The sequence below is a fragment of the Pseudomonas sp. K8 genome (genome assembly GCF_014889455.1).
Lineage (GTDB): Bacteria > Pseudomonadota > Gammaproteobacteria > Pseudomonadales > Pseudomonadaceae > Aquipseudomonas > Aquipseudomonas veronii.
In genome coordinates this window covers 65966-87962 of the sequence record NZ_VJWO01000017.1, presented here as the reverse complement: position 1 = coordinate 87962, position 21997 = coordinate 65966, and the positions used below count along the sequence as shown (strand labels likewise).

Below are 21997 nucleotides of genomic sequence, written 5' to 3'. Positions count from 1 at the left end.
ATCAGCCGGATGGAAGGTTGGGGGTAGGGAACGCCCTACAGCGATGGCGGGGATAGAACAGCGCCGCTATGAGCGCCAGCCTGCAAGCGCCGAGAACGGGCAAATGGCGCTCTGAAGGAGGTCGCAAACAGGCATGTCGTCAGAGCAGCTTGTGCTCCATGGCGTACTTCACCAGTTCGGCCAGGGAGGTGATATTGAGCTTTTGCATCAGGCGTGCCTTATGGGTGCTGATGGTCTTGCTGCTCAACGCCAGTTGCTGAGCGATGTCGTTGACGTTGGCGCCCTGGGCCAGGCGTTCGAACACCGAGAACTCGCGTTCCGACAGCAGCGAATGCAAAGGTCGCGAATCGGTCAGGCCGACCTCGAAGACCATGCGATCGGCCAGGTCCGGGTCGATATAGCGCCCGCCGGCCGCGACCTTGCGAATCGCCATCAAGAGCAGGGCCGGGTCGCTGTCCTTGGTGGCATAACCGGCCGCGCCAACCTTCAAGGCCCGCGCGGCCATCTGCGCTTCATCGTGCATCGACAGCACCAGGATCGCCGGCGGATTGCTCAGCGCACGAATCCGCGCGATGGCTTCCAGGCCGTTGACGCCAGGCATCGAGATATCCAGCAACACCACCTCGCAAGGCACATGGCGCAAGGTCTCCAGCAACTGCTCGCCATTGCCCGCCTCGCCCACCACCAGCAAGTCTTTGGCCAGGCCGATCAATTGCTTGATGCCTTCACGCACGATGGTGTGGTCTTCGGCTACCAGTACACGGATCACAGGGGTTTCCTCTTATTGTTATGCATCCAATGGCACCGTCACACTCAGGGTGGTGCCCTCCCCCGGCTGGCTGTCCAGGTTCAACTGCCCGCCCATGATCAGCACGCGCTCACGCATGCCGACCAGGCCGAACGACACCGGACGGCCCTTGGCCTCGATGAAACCGACGCCGTCGTCGCTGATGGTCAGCCGCAGTTGCTTGCCCTCCACCGCCAGGGTCAGCTCGACAGTATGCGCCTGGGCATGGCGCATCACATTGGTCAGCGCCTCCTGCAGGATACGGAACAGGCCGATGGCCTTGGCATCGCTCAGGGCCGGCAGGTTATCCGGGACTTGCACCAGGCAGGGAATCTGCGTGCGCGCTTCGAAGCGCCGCGCCTGCCACTCGATGGCCGAGGCGATCCCGGCGTCGAGAATTGGCGGGCGCAACGCCGTAGCCACGTCGCGCACCAATTGAAACAGTTGGGCGATCAGGCGTTTCATGCTGTTCAAGCGCTCGTTCAGGCCAGGGTCCAGTTGCGCATAGGCCAGCTCGCACATGGAGGTTTCCAGCTTGAGTACGGTGAGCATTTGCCCGAGTTCGTCGTGTACTTCGCGGGCGATGCGCGCCTTTTCTTCTTCACGCACGGTTTCCAGGTGCGCCGATAGCTCGCGCAACTGCGCTTCGCTTTGCAGCAACGCAGCCACATAACGGCGACGCTCGGTGACGTCATTGAGGTAGACCACCAGGTATTCGCCGTCGGCAAACCGCAAAAAGCTCAACGACACCTCGGCCGGCAGGATGCTGCCGTCTGCGCGCAGGCAGTCGGCGGCGAAATGCTGTGGGCCCTCTTCGCTGGCACGCGCGCGTTTCCACAGGTTCAGCCAACGGTCCATGCTCAGGCTCGGGTCGAAATCAGCCAGCGGACGCTCGATCAGCGCGCCGGGGCCATAACCGAGCATGGTTTCCGCCGCAAGGTTGGCGTAGCGCACATGGCTGTCCCAATTGACCCAGAGGATGCCGACGGTACTTTGATCGATGGAAAACTGCGTCAGGCGCAGCGCTTCGGCACCGGCGGCGCGTGCGGCGCTTTCTTCGCGAGCGGCGAGCAGTTTGTGTTCCAGCACTCGTTGCTGGCGACGCTGCCAGAACACCACCGCCAGGCTGGCGAGCAGCAGCAACCCCAACAGCAGGCTGAGGTTTTGCCACAGGCCGGGAGACTCGGACAGACGCGGGTATTTGGGTTGCAGCCAGCGGTTGTGCAACTGGTCCAGATCGCGGGCGGGGATGGCGCGCAACGCGCTTTCCATGATGCCGGACAGTTCCGGCCAGTCGCGGCGGGTCGCCACCCGCAGCAATTGCGGCAGGCCGATATCGCCGACCACCGCCAGCCCGGAGAACTCAGGCTCGCCCGACAAACGGCTCAGTTGCGCCTCATCCACCACGGCGTAACGCGCCTGCTGACTGACCAGCAACTGCAAGGCCTGGCGCTCCATGGGCACGCCTTGCAGGTTGAGACCGGGATAAGTGCTGCGCAGGTAATCGGCCACGGCGCTGGGCATACGCACGGCGACGCGGGAATGTTCGTCGAGTTTTTCCAAATCCACCGCACCGCCGCCCTCACGCACACCGACGATACGCTGGGGCACGCGCATGTACGGGTCGGTGAACAACCACAGGCGCAAACCGGCCGGGGTTTGCTGCAGGCCGGGGGCGATGTCCACCTCGCCGTCGCGCAGGGCGGCTTCCAGTTGCTCCTGAGTGGGGAAATTGCGCCACGTCAGCTCGATGTTCAGGGCCTTGGCCAGCCATTGCATCAACTCGACATTGGCCCCCGACAAACGCTGCAGGCGCCGGTCGTATTGCGCATACGGCGCCTGCAAGACCAGCCCCACCCGCAACTCCGGGTGTTGCGCCAGCCATTCGCGTTGCGGCACAGAGAGCTGCGCTTGCGCAGCGACAGGCAGGGGCGCAGCCCCCGCCATCAAGGCAAAGCACATACAGCCGATAACCAGCAGACAGCGAAAACCCATGATCCACGTCTCACATCACTGACAAATACTGACCAACCCATTAGGCTGCTGGAATCACTTCTGGCCGGGAATTAACGATGCCCTATCGAAACCGTTCGGCACTGCCAGCATTGTGCCTGTCACTCCTCTTTACCGCCGTCTTTTCTGCCCAGGCCGCCGACGCGCCTGCGCCGGTTGCGGAAAAACCGCTCGAACGCCAGCCCCTGCCGGAGCGGAGCCGGGAAGAAGCCAGCGCCCTCGAACGCCAGATCCCACGCGAAGAACAGCAACAGCTGCAGGCCGGCAGCGATTCATTCCTGGCCCTGTGGAAACCGGCCAACAGCGCCGAAGCCGAAGGCGTGGTGATTATCGTACCTGGCGCGGGTGAAAATGCTGACTGGCCGCAAGCAATTGCACCATTGCGGCGTAAATTGCCGGATGCCGGCTGGGGCACCCTCAGCCTGTCACTGCCCGACGTGAACCTGGACACCTTGCCACCACGGGTGATCGAAGCGCCCAACGCGGCCGTCGACACCAGCAGCAAAGACGGCAGCACCGCCGCCAAACCGATCGAGCAAGCCGCCAGCGCGGAAGCCGAAGGCACCGACCCGGCCGTGGTGCCGGGTGCGGACGAACAGGACAAGACCGATGCCAAGCGCATCTTCGAGCGCATCGATGCCGCCGTCGCTTTCGCCCAGACCCAAGGCGCCCGCAGCGTGGTGCTGCTTGGCCATGGCAGCGGCGCCTGGTGGGCCGCGCGGTACTTGAGCGAGAAACAACCGAGCCAGGTGCAGAAGCTGGTGATGGTGGCGGGCAAGGCCCCCGTGGGTCGCCAACCGGACCTGCAACAACTCGCCCCGGGCTTGAAAGTCCCCACGGCGGATGTCTTCTACCAGGACCTCGCCCAGGACCGGAACACCGCACGGGAACGCGCCCAAGCCGCCAAACGTTTGAAGAATGGCGGCTACAAGCAGGTGTCGCTCAAGGCCGTGCCCGGCAACAGTTCGGCCGAGCAGGAGCAGTTGTATCGGCGGGTGCGCGGGTGGTTGAGCCCCGAGCAAAAAGACAGCTGACCGCCAGCACCCAAATGGGATGACTAGCGGAAATCCCGCCGCTCGCGAATCAACGTATAGGCGTTATGCAGTTCGCGGGTTCGCTCGGTGGCCTCACGCACTTGCGCGGGGCTGGCGCCGCTACCGGCGATCTTGTCTGGATGGTGGCGGCTGAGCAGGCGGCGGTAGGCGCGCTTGATCGCCGAGGGCTCGGTGGTGCTGGTCACCCCCAGAATCCGCAACGCCTCCTGATACGCGGCGCCACGGCTGGCCACCGGCTTGCGCTCCGGCGCGTAATCGGCGGCCAGCGCCTGAAGCTGTTGCGGCGTCCAGCCCAACCACTTGCCCCACAAGTTGATCAGGTCACGCTCGGCATCATCCGCGCGGCCATCCGCCCAGGCCATGCGCCAACAGGCGCGCAACACGCCTTCTGACGCATGGGGCTGGGACTTGAGGACGCGCAGGTAGGCGCGCACCCGGTCAGAGCCGGATTTACCGCGGTTGAACGCCGCAATCGCCCGACGCTGGGCCGGTTCGGTCATGTCCAGCGCGCGCATTTCCTGGCGTGCCTGCTGGATATGCCCGTCCGCCACGCGGCCATTGCTTTTGGCCAGGCGGCCCAGCAGCACAAACAACAGTTCGTCATTGCGCAACGCCGGGCGCCCGCCCAGGCGCTCACGCAACTGTGCCCAGCTGTGCAGTTGCAGGCGGCGATCCAGCGCCTGCCCGAGCAAGGCTCCCAACAAGGCCCCCGGAATACTGGCAATGGCAAAGCCAGCCCCGGCGCCGATCAGCGTCCCAGGCCACAACATCTTAGCGCCCCGCTGTCAGCAGGGTTTCGACTTGCGCCAGGCGCTCCAGCGTGCCGACATCGATCCAGCGTCCCGTCATGTGTTCTCCCGTTACTTGACCTTGCGCCATGGCCGCGCGCAACAGCGGCGCCAGCTTGAAGGCACCGGTGCTGCAACCCGCGAACAACTTGGGGTCGAGCACAGATATGCCACTGAAGGTCAGGTTATCGGCACCGGGCGCCGCATCATGAAGCACACCATGATCCAGGTGGAAATCCCCGCCCGTGGGGTGATGCGCCGGGTTATCGACCATCACCAAGTGGGCCAGGCCCTGAAGCGGGCGCTGGAGTTGGGCGAAGTCGTAATCGGTCCAGATATCGCCATTGACCACCAGAAAGGGCTCATCCCCCAGCAACGGCAGCGCCTGGAAAATCCCGCCGCCGGTTTCCAACGGTTCGCCCTCGGGGGAGTAGCGGATGCTCAGGCCAAACTGCGCACCGTCGCCCAGGTAGTTTTCAATCTGCTGGCCGAGCCAGGCATGGTTGATCACGACATCGGTGAACCCGGCCCTGGCCAGCGCCTCCAGGTGATACTCGATCAGGCGCTTGCCGCCCGCCTGCACCAGCGGCTTGGGCGTGTGCAAGGTGAGCGGGCGCATCCGCTCGCCTTTGCCGGCCGCCAGGATCATCGCCTTCATACGCTCGCCTCGGCGGGTTGGCGCAGGCTGGCCAGCAGCTCCGCCAGTTCGCCCAACTCCGGACGGTCCGCCAGTACCGCTTCTATATAGGCAAAGAAGCGCGGCACGTCGGCCAGGTAGCGTGGTTTGCCGTCGCGGTGGCAGATACGCGCGAAGATACCGATCACCTTGAGGTGACGCTGCACGCCCATCAGGTCGCTGGCGCGCAGGAAGTCGTCGAAATCCGCCTGCACCGGGATGCCCAGGGTTACGGCGCGCTGCCAATAACCGCGCTGCCATTCGCGCACGCGGGCCTGGGGCCAACTGAGGAACGCGTCCTTGAACAGGCAGGTGATGTCGTAGGTCACCGGGCCGTAGACCGCGTCCTGGAAATCCAGCACACCGGGGTTCGGCGCGCTGATCATCAGGTTGCGCGGCATATAGTCGCGGTGTACCAGCACTTTCGGCTGGGCCAGGGCGCTGTCGATCAGGCGCTCGCTGACACGCTGCCAGAGCGCCTGCTGGTGCGCGTCGAATTCGACCCCCAGGTGGCGGCGCACGTACCATTCGGGGAAGAGTTCCAGCTCGCGGCGCAGTAAAGCGACGTCATAGCTGGGCAGCGGCGCGTCCATCGGCAACTGCTGGAAAGCCAGCAAGGCGTCGATGGCATCGGCGAACAATTGATCGGCATTTTGCTCGTCAATCACGTCCAGGTAGGTTTTTCTGCCCAGGTCGTTGAGCAAAAGAAAGCCGCGCGGCAAATCTTCTGCATAAATTTTTGGCACATTGATTGCCGATTTCGCCAGTAAATCGGCGATATCGACGAAAGGTTTGCAGTTTTCCTGGGGGGGTGGAGCGTCCATCACCACGAAAGTATGCGCCCCGCCTTCCCAGCGGAAGTAGCGCCTGAAACTCGCGTCGCTACTGGCCGCGGTCAATGTGGCCGGGGGTACGGCGCCCCAATCCTGAGCGTTGAAGAGGATCGGCAACTGCTCATCCAGCCAGACTTTCAGCTGTTGTAAACGTAGATCTTGCTCGGGCATTACAAGGGTCTCCGACGGCGCTAGCCGTCAAGCGGGTCATGCTTTATTATCACGCATCTTTTTCAGACCATCGAGAGGCGTGCGGCCCACACCGCGGGCAGATGGCACGCAGGAAGCCCGGACTAATAAGATGGCATTGAAATCCCCCGCGTTTCGTAGAAAATTTCCGTTGCTGGTAACCGGCAGTCTGCTGGCCATGCAACCTTTCGCCACCTCATTCGTGGTCGCCGCGGAACAGTATGACTGCTCAGTCTCTGCTTCGGGTGCCTGGGATTGCGCGCCGAAAACCGCCGCCGCCCCATTGCCACCGCGCCCGGTGCATGACGGTGCAGCCGTCAGCTCGGCCAACGGCACGGCGCAAGCCAACGCTGAAGGCGGCACCGAGGCCGAGCCGAAGACCATGCTGGTCACCGAATCCAAGGGCCGTGGCCTGCGTTCGCGCAGCGCCGACTACAGCCACTTGGACTGGGTGCCTCGCGAGAAGCTGACCGCCGCCCAACTGGCGGAAACCGGTCCTTATTGCTCCGGTGCGTACATCGAGCCGATTCGTCCTGGCATGAACGACAAGACGAACAAGAGCGATGCGCCGACCTTCATCGGCGCCAAGGCCTCGCGTTACGAGCAGGAACAGCAGGTCGCGACCCTGGCCGGTGACGTCGTCATGCGCCAGGGCAGCATGCAGCTGGAGTCTGAAGAAGCCAGCCTGTACCAGGCCGAGAACCGTGGCGAGCTGAACGGCAACGTCCGCCTGCGCGACAACGGCGCGCTGATCGTCGGCGACCACGCCCAGGTCCAGCTCGATACCGGCGCGGCACAGATCGACAACGCCGAATACGTGATGCACAAGTCACGCATCCGCGGTAACGCGCTGTACGCCAAGCGCGCCGAAAACGCGATCATCCGTCTCAAGGACGGTACGTACACCACCTGCGAGCCAGACAGCAACGCCTGGCAGCTCAAGGGCAACAACATCACGTTGAACCCGGCCACCGGTTTCGGTACGGCCACCAACGCGACGTTGCGGATCAAGAACATCCCGATCCTGTATACCCCTTACATCTATTTCCCGATCGACAACCGTCGTCAATCCGGCTTCCTGCCGCCGAGCTTCAGCACCGGCAGCGAGACTGGCTTTACGCTGGTGACGCCGTACTACTTCAACCTGGCACCGAACTACGACGCCACGTTGTACCCGCAATACATGACCAAGCGCGGCTTGTTGATGGAAGGCGAATTCCGCTACCTCACCAAATCCAGCGAAGGCCAGTTCGGCGGCGCGTACCTGAACGACGACAACGACGAACGCAGCAAGCAGACCGATTACGAAAAAACCCGTTATATGCTCAATTGGCAGCATAAGGGCGGGTTGGATTCGCGCCTGACGACTCAGGTGGATTACACCAAGATCAGCGATCCTTACTACTTCCAGGATTTGAAGTCGTATGAAGAAGGGGTTGAGAGTCGGGATTACCTGAACCAGCAAGGTTCTGTGACTTATCGAGGCGATTCTTACCAAGCGCGCGTGAACGTCCAGGCTTATCAGCTGGCAACGATCTCTCAGATCACGCCGTATGATCGCTTGCCGCAGATCACTTTCAATGGTGCGCTGCCGTACCATCCGGGTGGGTTGAACTTCACATACGAGACTGAAGCTGTTCGTTTTGAGCGTAGCCTGGAAAACGGCACGTTTACTGATGAGAATGGCCTTGTATCGCCTCGTCTGGACACCCACGTCAGAGGCCTGACCCGTGCAAACGGTACTCGCTTGAACGCGGCCCCCGCCGTCGACTACCCGATGAACTGGACCTACGGCTTTATTACGCCGAAGTTGAAGTACGTCTATACCAAGTACGATCTCGACCTTGACGGTACGGGCAAGACGCAAATGGCTGCAGCCGGCCAGACGTTCAAGAGCTCGCAAGATCGCGCCGTGCCAATCGCCAGCGTCGACAGCGGCCTGTACTTCGACCGCAACACCAACTGGTTCGGCAAAGACTATCGCCAGACCCTCGAACCGCGTGCGTTCTACCTTTATGTACCAAATAAAGACCAGAGCGACATCCCGGTTTTCGACACCAGCGAATACTCGTTCAGCTACGCCTCGCTGTTCCGTGACAACCGCTTCAGCGGCACCGACCGGATCGGCGATGAGAACAAGCTGTCCCTGGGTGTCACCAGCCGTTGGATCGAAGAAAACGGCTTCGAACGCCAACGCGTCAGCGTCGGCCAGGCCCTGTACTTCAAGGACCGCGAGGTTCAACTGCCCGGCATCCTGGCAGCCGACCGCGCCGACGCCCAGAGCGACGTTTCGCCGATCGCGCTGGACTACGAGTTCCGCTTCAACCGCGACTGGCGCGCCACTGCCGATTACAACTGGGACACGGAAAGCCACGCCCCACGTTCCGGCAGCGCGATGTTCCACTACCAGCCGGAAGACAACCCGAACAAGGTCGTCAACCTCGGTTATCGCTATCGCAACGACCAAGTGGTCTACAACCAGCTGACCGGTAAATGGCAGTTTGGCGGCGACTACGGCACTGTCGGTCAAGATAACTACGTGAAGGATTACTACAAAATCCAACAACACGACTTCTCGATGATGTGGCCGATCATTCCCCAGTGGAACATGATTACCCGCTGGCAGTACGACTACGCCCGCAACCGTACCTTGGAAGCCTTCGGTGGTTTCGAGTACGACAACTGCTGCTGGAAACTGCGCGTCATCAACCGTTACTGGGTTTCCAACGACGAATACAGCCAGATCGCCCCGCTTAACGAAAAGGGTGACCACGGGCTCTTCTTCCAGATCGTCCTCAAAGGACTCGGCGGCCTGACCGGCGCCAAGGTAGAGAGCTTCCTCGACAAAGGCATTCAAGGTTATCGTGAACGTGAAGATCAAGCTTTCTGATTGTCTGCGCCCGCTCGTGCTGGGCGCGCTGTTCCTGGGTACCGCATCGGCGCATGCCGCGGTTCAACAGCTGGATAAGGTCGTGGCCATCGTCGATAACGACGTGATCATGCAGAGCCAACTGGACCAACGGGTCAAGGAAGTTCAGCAAACCATCGCCAAGCGTGGCGGTGGTGTGCCGCCTACCAGCGTCCTGGACCAACAGGTGCTGGAGCGCCTGATCGTCGAAAACCTGCAATTGCAGATCGGCGATCGTTCCGGCATCCGTATTTCGGACGAAGAACTGAACCAGGCTGTCGGCACGATCGCGCAACGCAACAACATGAGCATCGATCAGTTCCGCGCCGCCCTGGCCCACGACGGCCTGTCCTATGAGGACGCGCGTGACCAGATCCGCCGCGAAATGATCATCAGCCGTGTGCGTCAGCGTCGTGTGGCCGAGCGGGTTCAGGTGTCCGAGCAGGAAGTGAAGAACTTCCTCGCATCGGACCTGGGCAAGATGCAGCTCTCCGAAGAACTGCACCTGGCCAACATCCTGATCCCGACCCCGGACAGCGCCAACTCTGAGCAGCTCAATGCAGCCGCCGCCAAGACCCAGGCTATCTATGATCGCCTGAAGGCCGGTGCCGACTTCGCCCAGATGGCAATCGCCCAATCCGGCAGCGACAACGCCCTGGAAGGCGGCGATATGGGCTGGCGTAAAGCCGCTCAATTGCCACCGCCGTTCGACCGTGAGCTGAGTGCCATGGAACTGGGAGGCATTACCCAGCCAGCCCGCACCCCAGGCGGCTTCATCATCCTCAAGTTGCTGGAACGTCGTGGCGGCGAGACCTCGCTGAAAGACGAAGTCCACGTTCGTCACATCCTGGTTAAACCAAGCGAAATCCGCACCGAAGCGCAAACCAAGGAACTGGCCCAGAAGATCTATGACCGCATCGAAAGCGGCGAAGACTTTGCCACCCTGGCCAAAAGCTTCTCGGAAGACCCAGGTTCCGCCCTCAACGGTGGCGACCTCAACTGGATCGACCCGAAAGCATTGGTGCCGGAGTTCCAGGAAGTGATGGCCAAGACCCCGCAAGGCGTACTGTCCAAACCGTTCAAGACGCAATATGGCTGGCATGTACTGGAAGTCCTTGGCCGCCGCGCCACCGACAACACCAGCCAGGCCCGCGAACAGCAAGCCCTGACCGTCCTGCGCAACCGCAAGTACGATGAAGAGCTGCAAACCTGGCTGCGTCAGATCCGTGACGAAGCCTACGTAGAAAACAAACTGCCAGGCGCCGAGCAAACAGGCACCAACCAGGCAAACCAGTGAAACCCCAGCGTTTCGCGGTGACACCCGGCGAGCCGGCCGGCATTGGTCCAGACCTGTGCCTGCTGCTCGCCTCGCAGCCCCAGCCACACCCCCTGATCGCCATTACCAGCCGCGACCTGCTCCTTGAGCGGGCCGCGCAACTGGGCGTGGCCGTCAAGCTGCTGGACGTTGCGCCGGGTAACTGGCCCGACCTGCCGGCTCCCGCGGGCAGCCTGTATGTGTGGGATACCCCGCTGCAGGCCAAGGTGGTCGCCGGGCAACTGGACAAGGCCAATGCGGCCTTTGTGCTGCAAACCCTGACCCGTGCCGGGCAAGGGTGTATCGACGGCGACTTCGCCGGCATGATCACCGCCCCCGTACACAAGGGTGTGATCAACGAATCCGGCATCGCCTTTTCCGGCCATACCGAATTCCTCGCCGAACTGACCCACACCCCCCAAGTCGTGATGATGCTGGCCACACATGGCCTGCGCGTCGCCCTGGTGACCACGCATTTGCCGTTGCGCGATGTGGCCGATGCCATCACCGTCGAACGCCTGGAGCGCGTCACGCGCATCCTGCATGCCGACCTGCAACAGAAATTCGGCATCGCCCAACCGCGCATCCTGGTCTGCGGGCTCAACCCCCACGCCGGTGAGGGCGGCCACCTGGGCCATGAAGAAATCGACATCATCGAACCCACCCTGGAGCGTCTGCGCCAAGACGGCATGGACCTGCGCGGCCCATTGCCCGCGGACACTCTGTTTACCCCCAAATATCTGGAGCACTGCGACGCAGTGCTGGCGATGTACCATGACCAGGGGCTGCCCGTGCTGAAATACAAAGGCTTCGGCGCCGCAGTCAACGTGACGCTGGGCCTGCCGATCATCCGCACTTCCGTCGACCATGGCACCGCCCTGGACCTGGCGGGCAGCGGCAAGATCGATACCGGCAGCCTGCGCGTGGCCCTGGAAACCGCCTATCAGATGGCCGAGACCCGTATATGACCGAGCATTACCAACACCGGGCGCGCAAGCGCTTCGGGCAAAACTTCCTGCACGACGCTGGCGTGATCGACCGCATCCTGCGCTCCATCCATGCCAAGCCCGAAGACCGTCTGCTGGAAATCGGCCCGGGCCAGGGCGCACTGACCCAAGGCCTGCTGGCCAGCGGCGCGCAACTGGATGTGGTTGAGCTCGATAAAGACCTGATCCCGATCCTCAATCAGCAGTTTGGCGGCAAGTCCAACTTCATCCTGCACCAGGGCGATGCGCTGAAGTTCGACTTCACCAGCCTCAATGCCGCGCCCAACAGCCTGCGGGTGGTGGGTAACCTGCCGTACAACATCTCCACGCCGCTGATCTTCCACCTGCTGAACAACGCAGGGATCATCCGCGACATGCACTTCATGCTGCAGAAAGAAGTGGTTGAGCGCTTGGCCGCCGGCCCTGGCGGCGGCGATTGGGGCCGCCTGTCGATCATGGTTCAGTACCACTGCCGCGTCGAACACCTGTTCAATGTTGGCCCGGGCGCGTTCAACCCGCCGCCGAAGGTCGATTCGGCCATTGTGCGCCTGGTGCCTCACGCCGTGCTGCCGCACCCGGCCAAGGATCACAAACTGTTGGAGCGCGTCGTGCGCGAAGCCTTCAACCAGCGCCGCAAGACCTTGCGCAATACGCTCAAAGCGCTGTTGAGCAACGCCGAGATCGAAGCCGCTGGCGTCGACGGCAGCCTGCGCCCGGAACAACTGGACCTGGCCGCATTCGTGCGCCTGGCCGACCAGCTTGCGATCCAGCCGCCGCCCGTCGCGGACTGAAGCCCGCCCTGCACCAGGCCCGACAGCATGTCTGGCCTAGTGCCCGCCTCTTGGCCTAGACTGATCCGCATCTGCTGTCCTCCGCTTTTGCTTTTAAGGCCTCTTGCATGTCCGATCCTCGCTACCAGATCGACGTCAGCGTCGTTACCCGCTTCCTGGCGGACCAATCGCAACCTGAACACAACCGTTTCGCCTTTGCCTACACCATCACGGTGAAAAACAACGGGCTGGTGCCGGCCAAGCTGCTGTCACGCCACTGGGTGATCACCGACGGTGACGGTCAAGTGGAAGAGGTGCGGGGTGCCGGCGTGGTCGGCCAGCAACCGCTGATCGATATCGGCGCCAGCCATACCTACAGCAGCGGCACGGTGATGACGTCCAAGGTCGGCACCATGCAAGGCTCGTATCAGATGAAAGCCACTGACGGCAAACTGTTCGACGCGATCATCAAGCCATTTCGCCTGGCCGTGCCCGGAGCCTTGCACTGATGGCAACCTATGCGGTCGGCGACCTGCAAGGCTGCCTGCAGCCCCTCAAGTGCCTGCTCGAGCGCGTGGCCTTCGACCCGGCGAACGATCGCCTGTGGCTGGTAGGCGACCTGGTCAATCGTGGCCCCGAGTCCCTGGAGACCCTGCGCTACTTATATGGCCTGCGCGATTCCCTGGTGTGCGTACTGGGCAACCACGACCTGCACCTGCTCGCGGCCGGCAGTAACATCGAGCGCCTGAAAAAAGCCGATACCCTGCGGGAAATCCTCGAGGCCCCGGATCGCGCCGACTTGCTGGACTGGCTGCGCCGGCAAAAGATCCTGCACTACGACGAGCAGCGCGACATGGTGCTGGTCCATGCCGGCATTCCACCGCAGTGGACGCTGAAAAAAGCCCTCAAGTGCGCCGCCGAAGTCGAAAGCGCCCTGGCCGATGACAACCTGTACATCGCCTATCTCGACGGCATGTACGGCAATGAACCGGTGAAATGGGACAACGACCTGACGGGCGTCGCCCGCCTGCGCGTGATCACCAACTATTTCACACGCATGCGCTTCTGCACCGCCGACGGCAAACTGGACCTCAAGAGCAAGGAAGGCGCCGACACCGCACTGCCCGGCTACAAACCGTGGTTCGCCCACAAGGAACGCAAGACCCGCGACACGAAGATCATCTTCGGTCACTGGGCGGCCCTCGAAGGCAAATGCGATGAACCCGGCGTGTTCGCCCTCGACACCGGCTGCGTGTGGGGCGGCGCCATGACCCTGATGAACATCGACACCGGCGAGCGCCTGAGCTGCCAGTGCCCTTCCCCTCTTCCCGTGACCCCGTCGGTTGCCGCGAAGCGCTAGACGCCGCTTGCAGCCAAACCCAAGGAGCCCGCCATGAGCGAATTCAAACGTATCCCACCCGAACAAGCCCAGGCCCTGCGCGAACAAGGCGCGGTGGTGGTGGATATTCGTGATCCGCAGGCCTACGCCCTGAAGCACATCAAAGGCGCCCGGCACCTGGACAACCACAACATCGCCGATTTCATCCGCGCCGCCGACCTCGACGCGCCGGTGATCGTGGCCTGCTATCACGGCAATTCCAGCCAGAGCGCGGCCGCCTATCTGATCAGCCAGGGCTTCTCCGACGTCTACAGTCTGGACGGCGGCTTTGAGCTGTGGCATACGACCTATCCTGCAGAAATTGCCTCCGGCGATTCGCAATAATTTTTTTCACACCCCGCCACCCCGCGTGACGCTTGGGCTTGCGCCGTTTCTGACGAACGGCGCACCCAAACTAATTGCGTATCCCTCCTTTACCTCGCGGATTCCGAACTATCCTTAAGCGCAGGCCATCCGAATCAGGGGAGAGCCGGTACACCGGCGTGCGGGTCATCGGTAGCGTTTCAGGGTGTTCTGGGGGGAAAACGGCCATTGGCGTTCGTCAATGACTGCCAGCATCGACTGATTGATCCGGCGTCGGCTCCACGTATCGAGCGAGGTGACGACGTCATGAGTATTTTTAGCCACTTCCAACAACGTTTCGAGTCCACGCAGCAGGAAGAACTCACACTGCAAGAGTATCTCGACCTGTGCAAGCGTGACCGCAGCACCTACGCGTCTGCCGCCGAGCGTTTGTTACTGGCGATTGGCGAGCCGCAGTTGGTGGACACCTCCAACAACTCGCGTCTGTCGCGAATCTTCTCGAACAAGGTGATTCGCCGCTATCCGGCCTTTGAAGACTTCCACGGCATGGAAGAATGCATCGACCAGATCGTCTCCTACTTCCGGCACGCCGCCCAAGGCCTGGAAGAGAAGAAACAAATCCTCTACCTGCTCGGCCCGGTTGGCGGCGGTAAATCGTCCCTGGCCGAAAAGCTCAAACAACTGATCGAGAAAGTGCCCTTCTACGCCATCAAGGGTTCGCCGGTCTTCGAGTCGCCCCTGGGCCTGTTCAACGCCACGGAAGATGGCGCGATCCTCGAAGAAGACTTCGGCATCCCACGGCGCTACCTCAACACCATCATGTCGCCTTGGGCGACCAAGCGCCTGGCCGAGTTCGGCGGTGACATCAGCCAGTTCCGCGTGGTGAAACTCTACCCGTCGATCCTCAACCAGATCGGCGTGGCCAAGACCGAGCCGGGCGATGAGAACAACCAGGACATCTCGGCGCTGGTGGGCAAAGTCGATATCCGCAAACTGGAAGAATTCCCACAAAACGACGCCGACGCCTACAGCTACTCGGGCGCACTGTGCCGGGCCAACCAGGGCCTGATGGAATTCGTGGAGATGTTCAAGGCTCCGATCAAGGTCCTGCACCCACTGCTCACCGCCACCCAGGAAGGCAACTACAACAGTACCGAAGGCCTCGGCGCGATTCCGTTCACCGGGATTCTGCTGGCCCACTCCAACGAATCGGAATGGCACACCTTCCGCAACAACAAGAACAACGAAGCCTTCATCGACCGGATCTACATCGTCAAGGTGCCGTACTGCCTGCGGGTCAGCGATGAAATCAAGATCTACGACAAGCTGCTGTTCAACAGCTCCCTGGCCAAGGCCCATTGCGCGCCCGACACCTTGAAGATGCTCGCGCAATTCACCGTGCTGTCGCGCCTCAAGGAGCCGGAGAACTCGAATATCTATTCGAAAATGCGCGTGTACGACGGCGAAAACCTCAAGGACACCGATCCGAAGGCCAAGTCGATCCAGGAATACCGCGACACCGCCGGCGTGGATGAGGGCATGAATGGCCTGTCGACGCGCTTCGCGTTCAAGATCCTGTCCAAGGTGTTTAACTTCGACCCTCACGAGATCGCCGCCAACCCGGTCCACTTGCTCTATGTGCTGGAGCAGCAGATCGAACAGGAACAATTCCAGGCCGAAACCCGCGAACGCTACCTGCGCTTCCTCAAGGAATACCTGGCGCCGCGCTATATCGAGTTCATCGGCAAGGAAATCCAGACTGCCTACCTGGAATCCTACAGCGAATACGGCCAGAACATCTTCGACCGCTACGTGCTGTATGCCGACTTCTGGATTCAGGACCAGGAATACCGCGACCCGGAAACCGGCGAAATCCTCAACCGCGTAGCCCTCAACGAGGAACTGGAAAAGATCGAAAAACCCGCCGGCATCAGCAATCCGAAGGATTTCCGCAACGAAATCGTCAACTTCGTGCTGCGTGCCCGCGCCAACAACAACGGCAAGAACCCCACTTGGCTCAGCTACGAGAAGCTGCGGGTGGTCATCGAGAAGAAAATGTTCTCCAACACCGAGGATCTGCTGCCGGTCATCAGCTTCAACGCCAAGGCCAGCAAGGAGGATCAGCAAAAACACAACGACTTCGTTACACGGATGGTCGAGCGTGGCTACACCGACAAACAGGTACGGCTGCTCTCCGAGTGGTATCTGCGGGTGCGCAAATCGCAGTAAGGCAGCGACGGGCGTGTACTGCCGGGCCCACGGCCTGGCAGTCGACCGCTTGTCTCTAAGCTTCCAGCTCGCGGCTTGAAGCTTGTAACGTGAAGCTGCCCGGAGGGCTCCCCATGAGCTATGTGATCGACCGACGCCTCAATGGCAAGAACAAGAGCACGGTAAACCGTCAACGTTTCCTGCGGCGTTACCGTGACCACATCAAAAAGGCCGTTGAAGAGGCCGTCAGCCGCCGTTCCATCACCGACATGGAGCATGGCGAACAGATCAGCATTCCCGGACGGGACATCGACGAACCGGTGCTGCACCACGGCCGGGGTGGCAAGCAGACTGTCGTGCATCCGGGCAACAAGGAGTTCACCACCGGCGAACACATCCAGCGCCCCCAAGGCGGTGGCGGCGGCAAAGGCCCCGGCAAGGCGGGTAACTCCGGCGAAGGCATGGATGAGTTCGTGTTCCAGATCACCCAGGAAGAATTCCTCGAATTCATGTTCGAAGACCTCGAACTGCCCAACCTGGTCAAGCGCAACCTGACCGGCACCGACACGTTCAAGACCGTGCGCGCCGGGATCAGCAACGAAGGCAACCCTTCACGGATCAACATCATCCGCACCCTGCGTTCGGCACACGCCCGGCGCATCGCCCTGTCCGGCAGCAGCCGCGCCAAATTGAAGGAGGCCAAGGAAGAGTTGGCGCGCTTGAAACGCGAAGAACCGGACAACTTCGGCGATATCCAGGAAATCGAGACAGAAATCGAGAAACTCAGCGCGCGCATTCACCGCGTGCCGTTCCTCGACACCTTCGACTTGAAATACAACCTGTTGGTCAAACAACCCAACCCAAGCTCCAAGGCGGTGATGTTCTGCCTGATGGACGTGTCCGGCTCCATGACCCAGGCCACCAAAGACATCGCCAAGCGCTTTTTCATCCTGCTGTACCTGTTCCTCAAGCGCAATTACGACAAGATCGATGTGGTATTCATCCGCCACCACACCAGCGCCCGGGAAGTCGATGAGGAGGAATTCTTCTATTCACGGGAAACCGGCGGCACCATCGTCTCCAGCGCGTTGAAACTGATGCAGGAAATCATGGCCGAGCGCTACCCGGCCAACGACTGGAACATCTACGCGGCGCAGGCCTCCGACGGCGACAACTGGAATGACGACTCGCCGATCTGCCGCGACATCTTGATCAACCAGATCATGCCATTCGTGCAGTACTACACTTATGTCGAAATCACCCCCCGTGAGCACCAGGCGCTGTGGTTCGAATACGAGCGCATCGGCGAAGCCTTCGCCGACACGTTCGCCCAGCAGCAATTGGTCTCGGCCGGCGATATCTATCCGGTCTTCCGTGAACTCTTCCAGCGCAGGTTAGTGACATGACCGCCAAAGAGCATAAACGCCAACCCATTTCCACGGGGTCTGAGTGGACCTTTGAACTGATCCAGGCCTACGACCGGGAAATCAGCCGCATCGCGGCCGGTTATGCCCTGGACACCTACCCCAACCAGATCGAAGTGATCACCGCCGAACAGATGATGGATGCCTACGCCTCGGTAGGCATGCCCCTGGGTTACCACCATTGGTCCTACGGCAAACACTTCCTCAGCACCGAAAAGTCCTACAGCCGCGGCCAGATGGGTCTGGCCTACGAAATCGTGATCAACTCCGACCCGTGCATCGCCTACCTGATGGAAGAAAACACCATCTGCATGCAGGCGCTGGTGGTGGCTCATGCCTGCTACGGGCATAACAGTTTCTTCAAGGGCAACTACCTGTTTCGCACCTGGACCGACGCCAGCTCGATCATCGATTATCTGGTGTTCGCCAAGCAGTACATCATGCAGTGCGAGGAGCGCCACGGCATCGATGCGGTGGAAGACTTGCTCGACTCCTGCCATGCCCTGATGAACTACGGCGTCGATCGCTACAAACGCCCGTATCCGATTTCCGCCGAAGAAGAACGCCTGCGCCAGAAGGAGCGCGAGGAACACCTGCAGAAGCAGATCAACGACCTGTGGCGCACCATTCCCAAACGCGCCGACAAAAACAGCGACAAGGACAATGCGCGCTTCCCCGCCGAACCTCAGGAAAACATCCTGTATTTCCTGGAAAAGCACGCGCCCCTGCTGGAGCCGTGGCAACGGGAAATCGTGCGTATCGTGCGCAAGATCGCCCAGTACTTTTACCCACAGCGCCAGACCCAGGTGATGAACGAAGGCTGGGCGACGTTCTGGCACTACACCCTGATAAACGACCTGTACGACGAAGGCCTGGTCACTGACGGCTTCATGATGGAGTTCCTCACTTCCCACACCAGCGTGGTGTTCCAACCCGGCTTCGACAGCCCGTACTACAGCGGCATCAACCCATATGCGCTGGGCTTTGCGATGTACCGCGACATCCGGCGCATGTGCGAAAACCCCACTGAGGAAGACCGCCACTGGTTCCCGGAAATTGCCGGCACCGACTGGCTTTCCACCATCAAGTTCGCCATGAGCAGCTTTAAGGACGAGAGCTTCATCCTGCAGTACCTGTCGCCCAAGGTGATTCGCGACCTCAAGCTGTTCAGCATCCTCGATGACGACCTCAAGGACGACCTGGTGGTACCGGCCATCCACGATGAGCCCGGCTACCGCACCATTCGCGAAACCCTGGCGGCGCAGTACAACCTGGGCAACCGCGAGCCCAACGTGCAGATCTACAGCATCGACGTGCGCGGCGACCGCTCGCTGACCCTGCGTCACCAGCAGCACGACCGCAAACCCCTGGGCGACTCCACCGAGGAAGTACTCAAGCACCTGCATCGGCTGTGGGGGTTCGACATCCACCTGGAAACCCTGCAGGGCGATCAGGTGATGAAAACCCACCACGTCCCCCCACGCAGCGATCACAACGATAACGACTACGGCCGCCTGGACCTGGCCGTCGTTCATCTCTGAAACGGCAAAGCCGCCATTGGCCGGGCACAGGCGTTATCCTGTGCGGCTAATGGAGGCTTTTTCATGAAAATCTACAAAGTCGGCGGCGCGGTGCGTGACCGCCTTCTGGGCATCAAGGTCACCGATATCGACCGTGTCGTCGTCGGCGCAACGGCCGAGGAAATGCTCGCCAAGGGCTATAAACCGGTGGGCGCGGACTTCCCGGTATTCCTCGACCCGAAAAACGGCGACGAGTACGCCCTCGCCCGTACCGAGCGCAAGAGTGGCCGGGGCTATGGCGGCTTTGTATTTCACGCCAGCCCCGACGTCACGCTGGAAGAAGACCTGATCCGCCGCGACCTGACCATCAACGCCATGGCAGAGGACGACGATGGCAGGCTGACCGACCCCTATCACGGCCAGCGCGACCTTGAAGCCCGCGTTTTACGCCACGTTTCCCCGGCGTTCGCCGAAGATCCCCTGCGCGTATTGCGGGTTGCGCGCTTTGCTGCGCGCTACGCCCACCTGGGTTTTACAGTGGCGCCGCAAACCCTGGACCTGATGCGTCAACTCAGCGAATCCGGTGAACTCGAAGCCCTGACACCGGAGCGCAGTTGGAAGGAAATTTCCCGTGCCCTGATGGAAGACCAGCCCCAGGTATTCATCCAGGTGCTGCGCGATTGCGCCGCATTGAACACCTTGATGCCGGAAGTCGACGCCCTGTTCGGCGTGCCGCAGCCCGCAGCCCATCACCCCGAGATCGACAGCGGCGTTCATACCTTGAGCGTGCTCGAACAGGCCGCCTTGCATCACCAACCGCTGACAGTGCGCTGGGCCTGCCTGCTGCATGACGTCGGCAAAGGCCTGACGCCTGTGGATAAGTTGCCACAGCATATTGCCCATGAGCAGCGCGGCCTGAAGCTGATCAAGGCGGTCAATGAACGCTTCAAGGCGCCGAGGGACTGCCAGGAGCTGGCGCTGCTGGTGGGCCAATACCACACCCATGGGCATCGCGCGCTGGAGTTGAAAGCCTCGACATTGCTGGAGTTGCTGCAGAGTTTTGACGTTTACCGGCGGCCGCAGCGCTTTGAAGAGTTTGTGGTCGCCTGTGAAATGGACGCCCGCGGCCGCAAGGGCTTGGAACAACGCAGTTATCCACAGGCGGATTATTTACGCGGCGCCGCAAAGGCCGCGCGCGAGGTCGCGGTGGCGCCGTTGCTGGAGAAGGGTTTCAAGGGCCCCGAACTGGGCGAGGCCCTGAAGCGCGAACGGCTCAAGACCTTGAAAGCCTACAAGGAACAGCACGCCCTATAGCAGCGCGCTCGGCGTCAGTTGCTGGCCCCGCCATTCGAATCCGACGGGCGCCAGCACCTGATCGATGTGTGCATCCCGCCACAGCTCAGCCAGCGTCTTGCCCACTTCAGGGTGTACACGATTCGGCGCCATCATCGACAACGGCCACAGCACGAAGGCGTTTTTCAGGATTTCTGCACGCGGCAGGATCAGGCCATCGAAGTTGCCCACCAAATCGCCGTACAGCAGCACGTCGATATCCAGCGGCAGGCCCTTGCGATCCGGCGCGTAACGGCCATTGTCGGCCTCGATGGACTTCAGCCGGCGATCCAGCTCCATCAACGACAGGTCGGTATAGGCCGACACCACCAGATTGAAGAACAGCCCGCTCTTGATGCCCACCGGCTGGCTCTCGAACACCGCCGAGCAGCGCATGTCGATCAAGAAGCCCGCGAGTGCATCCAGGCCCGCGCACAGATGGGGCTCGCGCTCGATATTGCTGCCAAGACCAAGGTAAACCTGAGTTAGCGACATCCGCGCTCGATCTCCACGCCCACGCCCTTGGCGGCCGGCACGGCCCCCGGCTTGGTCAACTTGAGGTGCAGCCAGGGAATCTGGAACTCGCTCATCAGCACTTCGGCCAGACGCTCGGCAAAGGTTTCCACCAACTGGTACTGCGACTGCTCGGCAAAGGCCTGGATACGCGCGGACACACTGGCGTAATCCAGTGCCAGGGTGAGGTCGTCACCCGCAGCGGCCGGGCGGTTGTCCCAGGCGAAACTCAGGTCCAGGCGCAAGCATTGCTTGATGCCGCGCTCCCAGTCGTAGGCCCCGATCACGGTGTCGACTTCCAGGCCTTCGATAAACACTCTGTCCAAGCTCTTCTCCGCAGCACGACAAGGGCGCGATGCCCCGTTAGAATCAGGGCGTCCTCGCCCGGAATAGTTAGCATGTTTTGGTCACTGGCGATTTTCGCCTACCTGCTCGGCTCGCTGTCCTTCGCCATCTTGCTCAGCCGCCTGACGGGAAATCCCGACCCGCGAATGAGTGGCTCAGGCAATGCCGGCGCCACCAACATGCTGCGCCTGGCCGGCAAGAAGCTCGCCGTGCTGACGCTGCTGGGCGACGTGTGCAAGGGCCTGTTGCCCGTGCTGATCGCCAGCCTCGCCGGCCTTAACCTGCAACAGCAAGCCTGGGTTGGCGTGTGCGCCGTCCTCGGCCATCTGTTTCCGTTGTACTTCCGTTTTCGCGGCGGCAAGGGTGTCGCCACGGCGGCCGGCATGCTGCTGGGGATCTACCCTCCGGCGGCGCTGCTGGCCATGCTCGCCTGGCTGCTGACCTTCTACCTGACCCGCACCAGCTCGCTGGCCGCGCTGATCGCCACGCCGCTCACCCTGCCGTTGCTGGCCTGGCAGGAACCGGCGGCGCTGTTGCCGATGAGTGTGCTGACCCTGCTGATCGTCTGGCGCCATCGCGGCAATTTACGCGACCTGTTTGCCGGGCGCGAACGGCATTTTTAAACCCGGCCGA

At 61.6% G+C, this 21997-nt stretch carries 20 protein-coding genes; 13 read left to right on the top strand and 7 right to left on the bottom strand.

Going from position 1 to position 21997, the window contains the following annotated elements; genetic code table 11:
- Positions 1–139 precede the first annotated feature (139 nt).
- The gene (locus INT12_RS14600) at positions 140–769 is read right to left on the bottom strand and encodes a response regulator transcription factor (RefSeq protein ID WP_017847801.1); all 630 of its coding nucleotides are present in this window, start codon (positions 767–769) and stop codon (positions 140–142) included.
- An 18-nt stretch (positions 770–787) separates the two neighbouring features.
- Positions 788–2782: a histidine kinase gene (locus INT12_RS14595; RefSeq protein ID WP_126587657.1), complete on the bottom strand. Its 1995-nt coding sequence runs from the start codon at positions 2780–2782 to the stop codon at positions 788–790.
- A 77-nt stretch (positions 2783–2859) separates the two neighbouring features.
- Here INT12_RS14595 and INT12_RS14590 point away from each other — a divergent pair, with 77 nt between their 5' ends.
- Complete coding sequence (locus INT12_RS14590; protein WP_193058891.1) at positions 2860–3834, top strand: alpha/beta hydrolase family protein; 975 nt, start codon at positions 2860–2862, stop codon at positions 3832–3834.
- Positions 3835–3857: 23 nt separating this feature from the next.
- Here the strand turns inward: INT12_RS14590 and INT12_RS14585 are convergent, their stop codons facing one another.
- The 3 genes from INT12_RS14585 to INT12_RS14575 are packed head-to-tail and all read right to left on the bottom strand — an operon-like array spanning position 3858 to position 6323.
- Positions 3858–4625: a TerB family tellurite resistance protein gene (locus tag INT12_RS14585; protein WP_017847804.1), complete on the bottom strand. Its 768-nt coding sequence runs from the start codon at positions 4623–4625 to the stop codon at positions 3858–3860.
- 1 nt (position 4626) lies between these two features.
- Positions 4627–5301 (bottom strand): N-acetylmuramate alpha-1-phosphate uridylyltransferase MurU, encoded by a 675-nt coding sequence (murU, locus tag INT12_RS14580; RefSeq protein ID WP_193039844.1) that lies wholly within the window; start codon positions 5299–5301, stop codon positions 4627–4629.
- Positions 5298–6323 carry an aminoglycoside phosphotransferase family protein gene (locus INT12_RS14575; RefSeq protein ID WP_126587655.1) on the bottom strand — a complete coding sequence of 342 codons (1026 nt, stop codon included), beginning with the start codon at positions 6321–6323 and terminating at the stop codon, positions 5298–5300. The genes murU and INT12_RS14575 overlap by 4 nt, the downstream gene beginning before the upstream one ends.
- A 130-nt stretch (positions 6324–6453) precedes the next feature.
- Between INT12_RS14575 and INT12_RS14570 the strand changes: the two genes are divergently transcribed.
- The 11 genes from INT12_RS14570 to INT12_RS14520 all read left to right on the top strand — a co-directional run bounded on the left by INT12_RS14570 (position 6454) and on the right by INT12_RS14520 (position 20488).
- Positions 6454–9231, top strand: a complete 2778-nt coding sequence (locus INT12_RS14570) for an LPS-assembly protein LptD (RefSeq protein WP_193039845.1) — start codon at positions 6454–6456, stop codon at positions 9229–9231.
- Positions 9206–10546 (top strand): peptidylprolyl isomerase, encoded by a 1341-nt coding sequence (locus INT12_RS14565; RefSeq protein ID WP_193039846.1) that lies wholly within the window; start codon positions 9206–9208, stop codon positions 10544–10546. Before INT12_RS14570 ends, INT12_RS14565 begins: the two co-directional genes overlap by 26 nt.
- Positions 10543–11532 (top strand): 4-hydroxythreonine-4-phosphate dehydrogenase PdxA, encoded by a 990-nt coding sequence (gene pdxA, locus INT12_RS14560; RefSeq protein WP_017847809.1) that lies wholly within the window; start codon positions 10543–10545, stop codon positions 11530–11532. Before INT12_RS14565 ends, pdxA begins: the two co-directional genes overlap by 4 nt.
- Positions 11529–12341 (top strand): 16S rRNA (adenine(1518)-N(6)/adenine(1519)-N(6))-dimethyltransferase RsmA, encoded by an 813-nt coding sequence (rsmA, locus tag INT12_RS14555; RefSeq protein WP_017847810.1) that lies wholly within the window; start codon positions 11529–11531, stop codon positions 12339–12341. Before pdxA ends, rsmA begins: the two co-directional genes overlap by 4 nt.
- Positions 12342–12448: 107 nt before the next feature.
- Positions 12449–12829 carry a Co2+/Mg2+ efflux protein ApaG gene (gene apaG, locus INT12_RS14550; RefSeq protein WP_017847811.1) on the top strand — a complete coding sequence of 127 codons (381 nt, stop codon included), beginning with the start codon at positions 12449–12451 and terminating at the stop codon, positions 12827–12829.
- Positions 12829–13680 carry a symmetrical bis(5'-nucleosyl)-tetraphosphatase gene (locus INT12_RS14545; RefSeq protein WP_102618124.1) on the top strand — a complete coding sequence of 284 codons (852 nt, stop codon included), beginning with the start codon at positions 12829–12831 and terminating at the stop codon, positions 13678–13680. The genes apaG and INT12_RS14545 overlap by 1 nt, the downstream gene beginning before the upstream one ends.
- 33 nt (positions 13681–13713) lie before the next feature.
- Positions 13714–14043 carry a thiosulfate sulfurtransferase GlpE gene (glpE, locus tag INT12_RS14540; protein ID WP_046489149.1) on the top strand — a complete coding sequence of 110 codons (330 nt, stop codon included), beginning with the start codon at positions 13714–13716 and terminating at the stop codon, positions 14041–14043.
- A 285-nt stretch (positions 14044–14328) separates the two neighbouring features.
- Entirely contained in the window at positions 14329–16251 is a 1923-nt protein-coding gene (locus INT12_RS14535; protein ID WP_017847814.1) for a PrkA family serine protein kinase, read from the top strand.
- A gap of 113 nt (positions 16252–16364) precedes the next feature.
- Complete coding sequence (locus tag INT12_RS14530) at positions 16365–17636, top strand: YeaH/YhbH family protein (RefSeq protein WP_017847815.1); 1272 nt, start codon at positions 16365–16367, stop codon at positions 17634–17636.
- Positions 17633–19195 carry a SpoVR family protein gene (locus INT12_RS14525; RefSeq protein WP_017847816.1) on the top strand — a complete coding sequence of 521 codons (1563 nt, stop codon included), beginning with the start codon at positions 17633–17635 and terminating at the stop codon, positions 19193–19195. The genes INT12_RS14530 and INT12_RS14525 overlap by 4 nt, the downstream gene beginning before the upstream one ends.
- Before the next feature lie 63 nt (positions 19196–19258).
- On the top strand, positions 19259–20488 hold the full coding sequence (locus INT12_RS14520; protein ID WP_193039847.1) for a multifunctional CCA addition/repair protein: 1230 nt from the start codon (positions 19259–19261) through the stop codon (positions 20486–20488).
- On the opposite strand, the gene folK is transcribed toward INT12_RS14520, so the two are convergent.
- Positions 20483–21001 (bottom strand): 2-amino-4-hydroxy-6-hydroxymethyldihydropteridine diphosphokinase, encoded by a 519-nt coding sequence (gene folK, locus INT12_RS14515; protein WP_193039848.1) that lies wholly within the window; start codon positions 20999–21001, stop codon positions 20483–20485. The two genes, INT12_RS14520 and folK, sit on opposite strands and share 6 nt — an antisense overlap.
- Complete coding sequence (gene folB, locus INT12_RS14510; RefSeq protein WP_026140135.1) at positions 20992–21345, bottom strand: dihydroneopterin aldolase; 354 nt, start codon at positions 21343–21345, stop codon at positions 20992–20994. Before folB ends, folK begins: the two co-directional genes overlap by 10 nt.
- Before the next feature lie 72 nt (positions 21346–21417).
- Here folB and plsY point away from each other — a divergent pair, with 72 nt between their 5' ends.
- Complete coding sequence (plsY, locus tag INT12_RS14505; protein ID WP_193039849.1) at positions 21418–21987, top strand: glycerol-3-phosphate 1-O-acyltransferase PlsY; 570 nt, start codon at positions 21418–21420, stop codon at positions 21985–21987.
- Positions 21988–21997 lie beyond the last annotated feature (10 nt).

Coding starts and splice junctions, on each gene's coding strand:
- INT12_RS14595 (WP_126587657.1), bottom strand. CDS start 2,782: ATGGGTTTTCGCTGTCTGCTGGTTATCGGCTGTATGTGCTTTGCCTTG.
- INT12_RS14590 (WP_193058891.1), top strand. CDS start 2,860: ATGCCCTATCGAAACCGTTCGGCACTGCCAGCATTGTGCCTGTCACTC.
- INT12_RS14585 (WP_017847804.1), bottom strand. CDS start 4,625: ATGTTGTGGCCTGGGACGCTGATCGGCGCCGGGGCTGGCTTTGCCATT.
- murU (WP_193039844.1), bottom strand. CDS start 5,301: ATGAAGGCGATGATCCTGGCGGCCGGCAAAGGCGAGCGGATGCGCCCG.
- INT12_RS14575 (WP_126587655.1), bottom strand. CDS start 6,323: ATGCCCGAGCAAGATCTACGTTTACAACAGCTGAAAGTCTGGCTGGAT.
- INT12_RS14570 (WP_193039845.1), top strand. CDS start 6,454: ATGGCATTGAAATCCCCCGCGTTTCGTAGAAAATTTCCGTTGCTGGTA.
- rsmA (WP_017847810.1), top strand. CDS start 11,529: ATGACCGAGCATTACCAACACCGGGCGCGCAAGCGCTTCGGGCAAAAC.
- apaG (WP_017847811.1), top strand. CDS start 12,449: ATGTCCGATCCTCGCTACCAGATCGACGTCAGCGTCGTTACCCGCTTC.
- INT12_RS14545 (WP_102618124.1), top strand. CDS start 12,829: ATGGCAACCTATGCGGTCGGCGACCTGCAAGGCTGCCTGCAGCCCCTC.
- glpE (WP_046489149.1), top strand. CDS start 13,714: ATGAGCGAATTCAAACGTATCCCACCCGAACAAGCCCAGGCCCTGCGC.
- INT12_RS14535 (WP_017847814.1), top strand. CDS start 14,329: ATGAGTATTTTTAGCCACTTCCAACAACGTTTCGAGTCCACGCAGCAG.
- INT12_RS14530 (WP_017847815.1), top strand. CDS start 16,365: ATGAGCTATGTGATCGACCGACGCCTCAATGGCAAGAACAAGAGCACG.
- INT12_RS14525 (WP_017847816.1), top strand. CDS start 17,633: ATGACCGCCAAAGAGCATAAACGCCAACCCATTTCCACGGGGTCTGAG.
- INT12_RS14520 (WP_193039847.1), top strand. CDS start 19,259: ATGAAAATCTACAAAGTCGGCGGCGCGGTGCGTGACCGCCTTCTGGGC.
- folK (WP_193039848.1), bottom strand. CDS start 21,001: ATGTCGCTAACTCAGGTTTACCTTGGTCTTGGCAGCAATATCGAGCGC.
- plsY (WP_193039849.1), top strand. CDS start 21,418: ATGTTTTGGTCACTGGCGATTTTCGCCTACCTGCTCGGCTCGCTGTCC.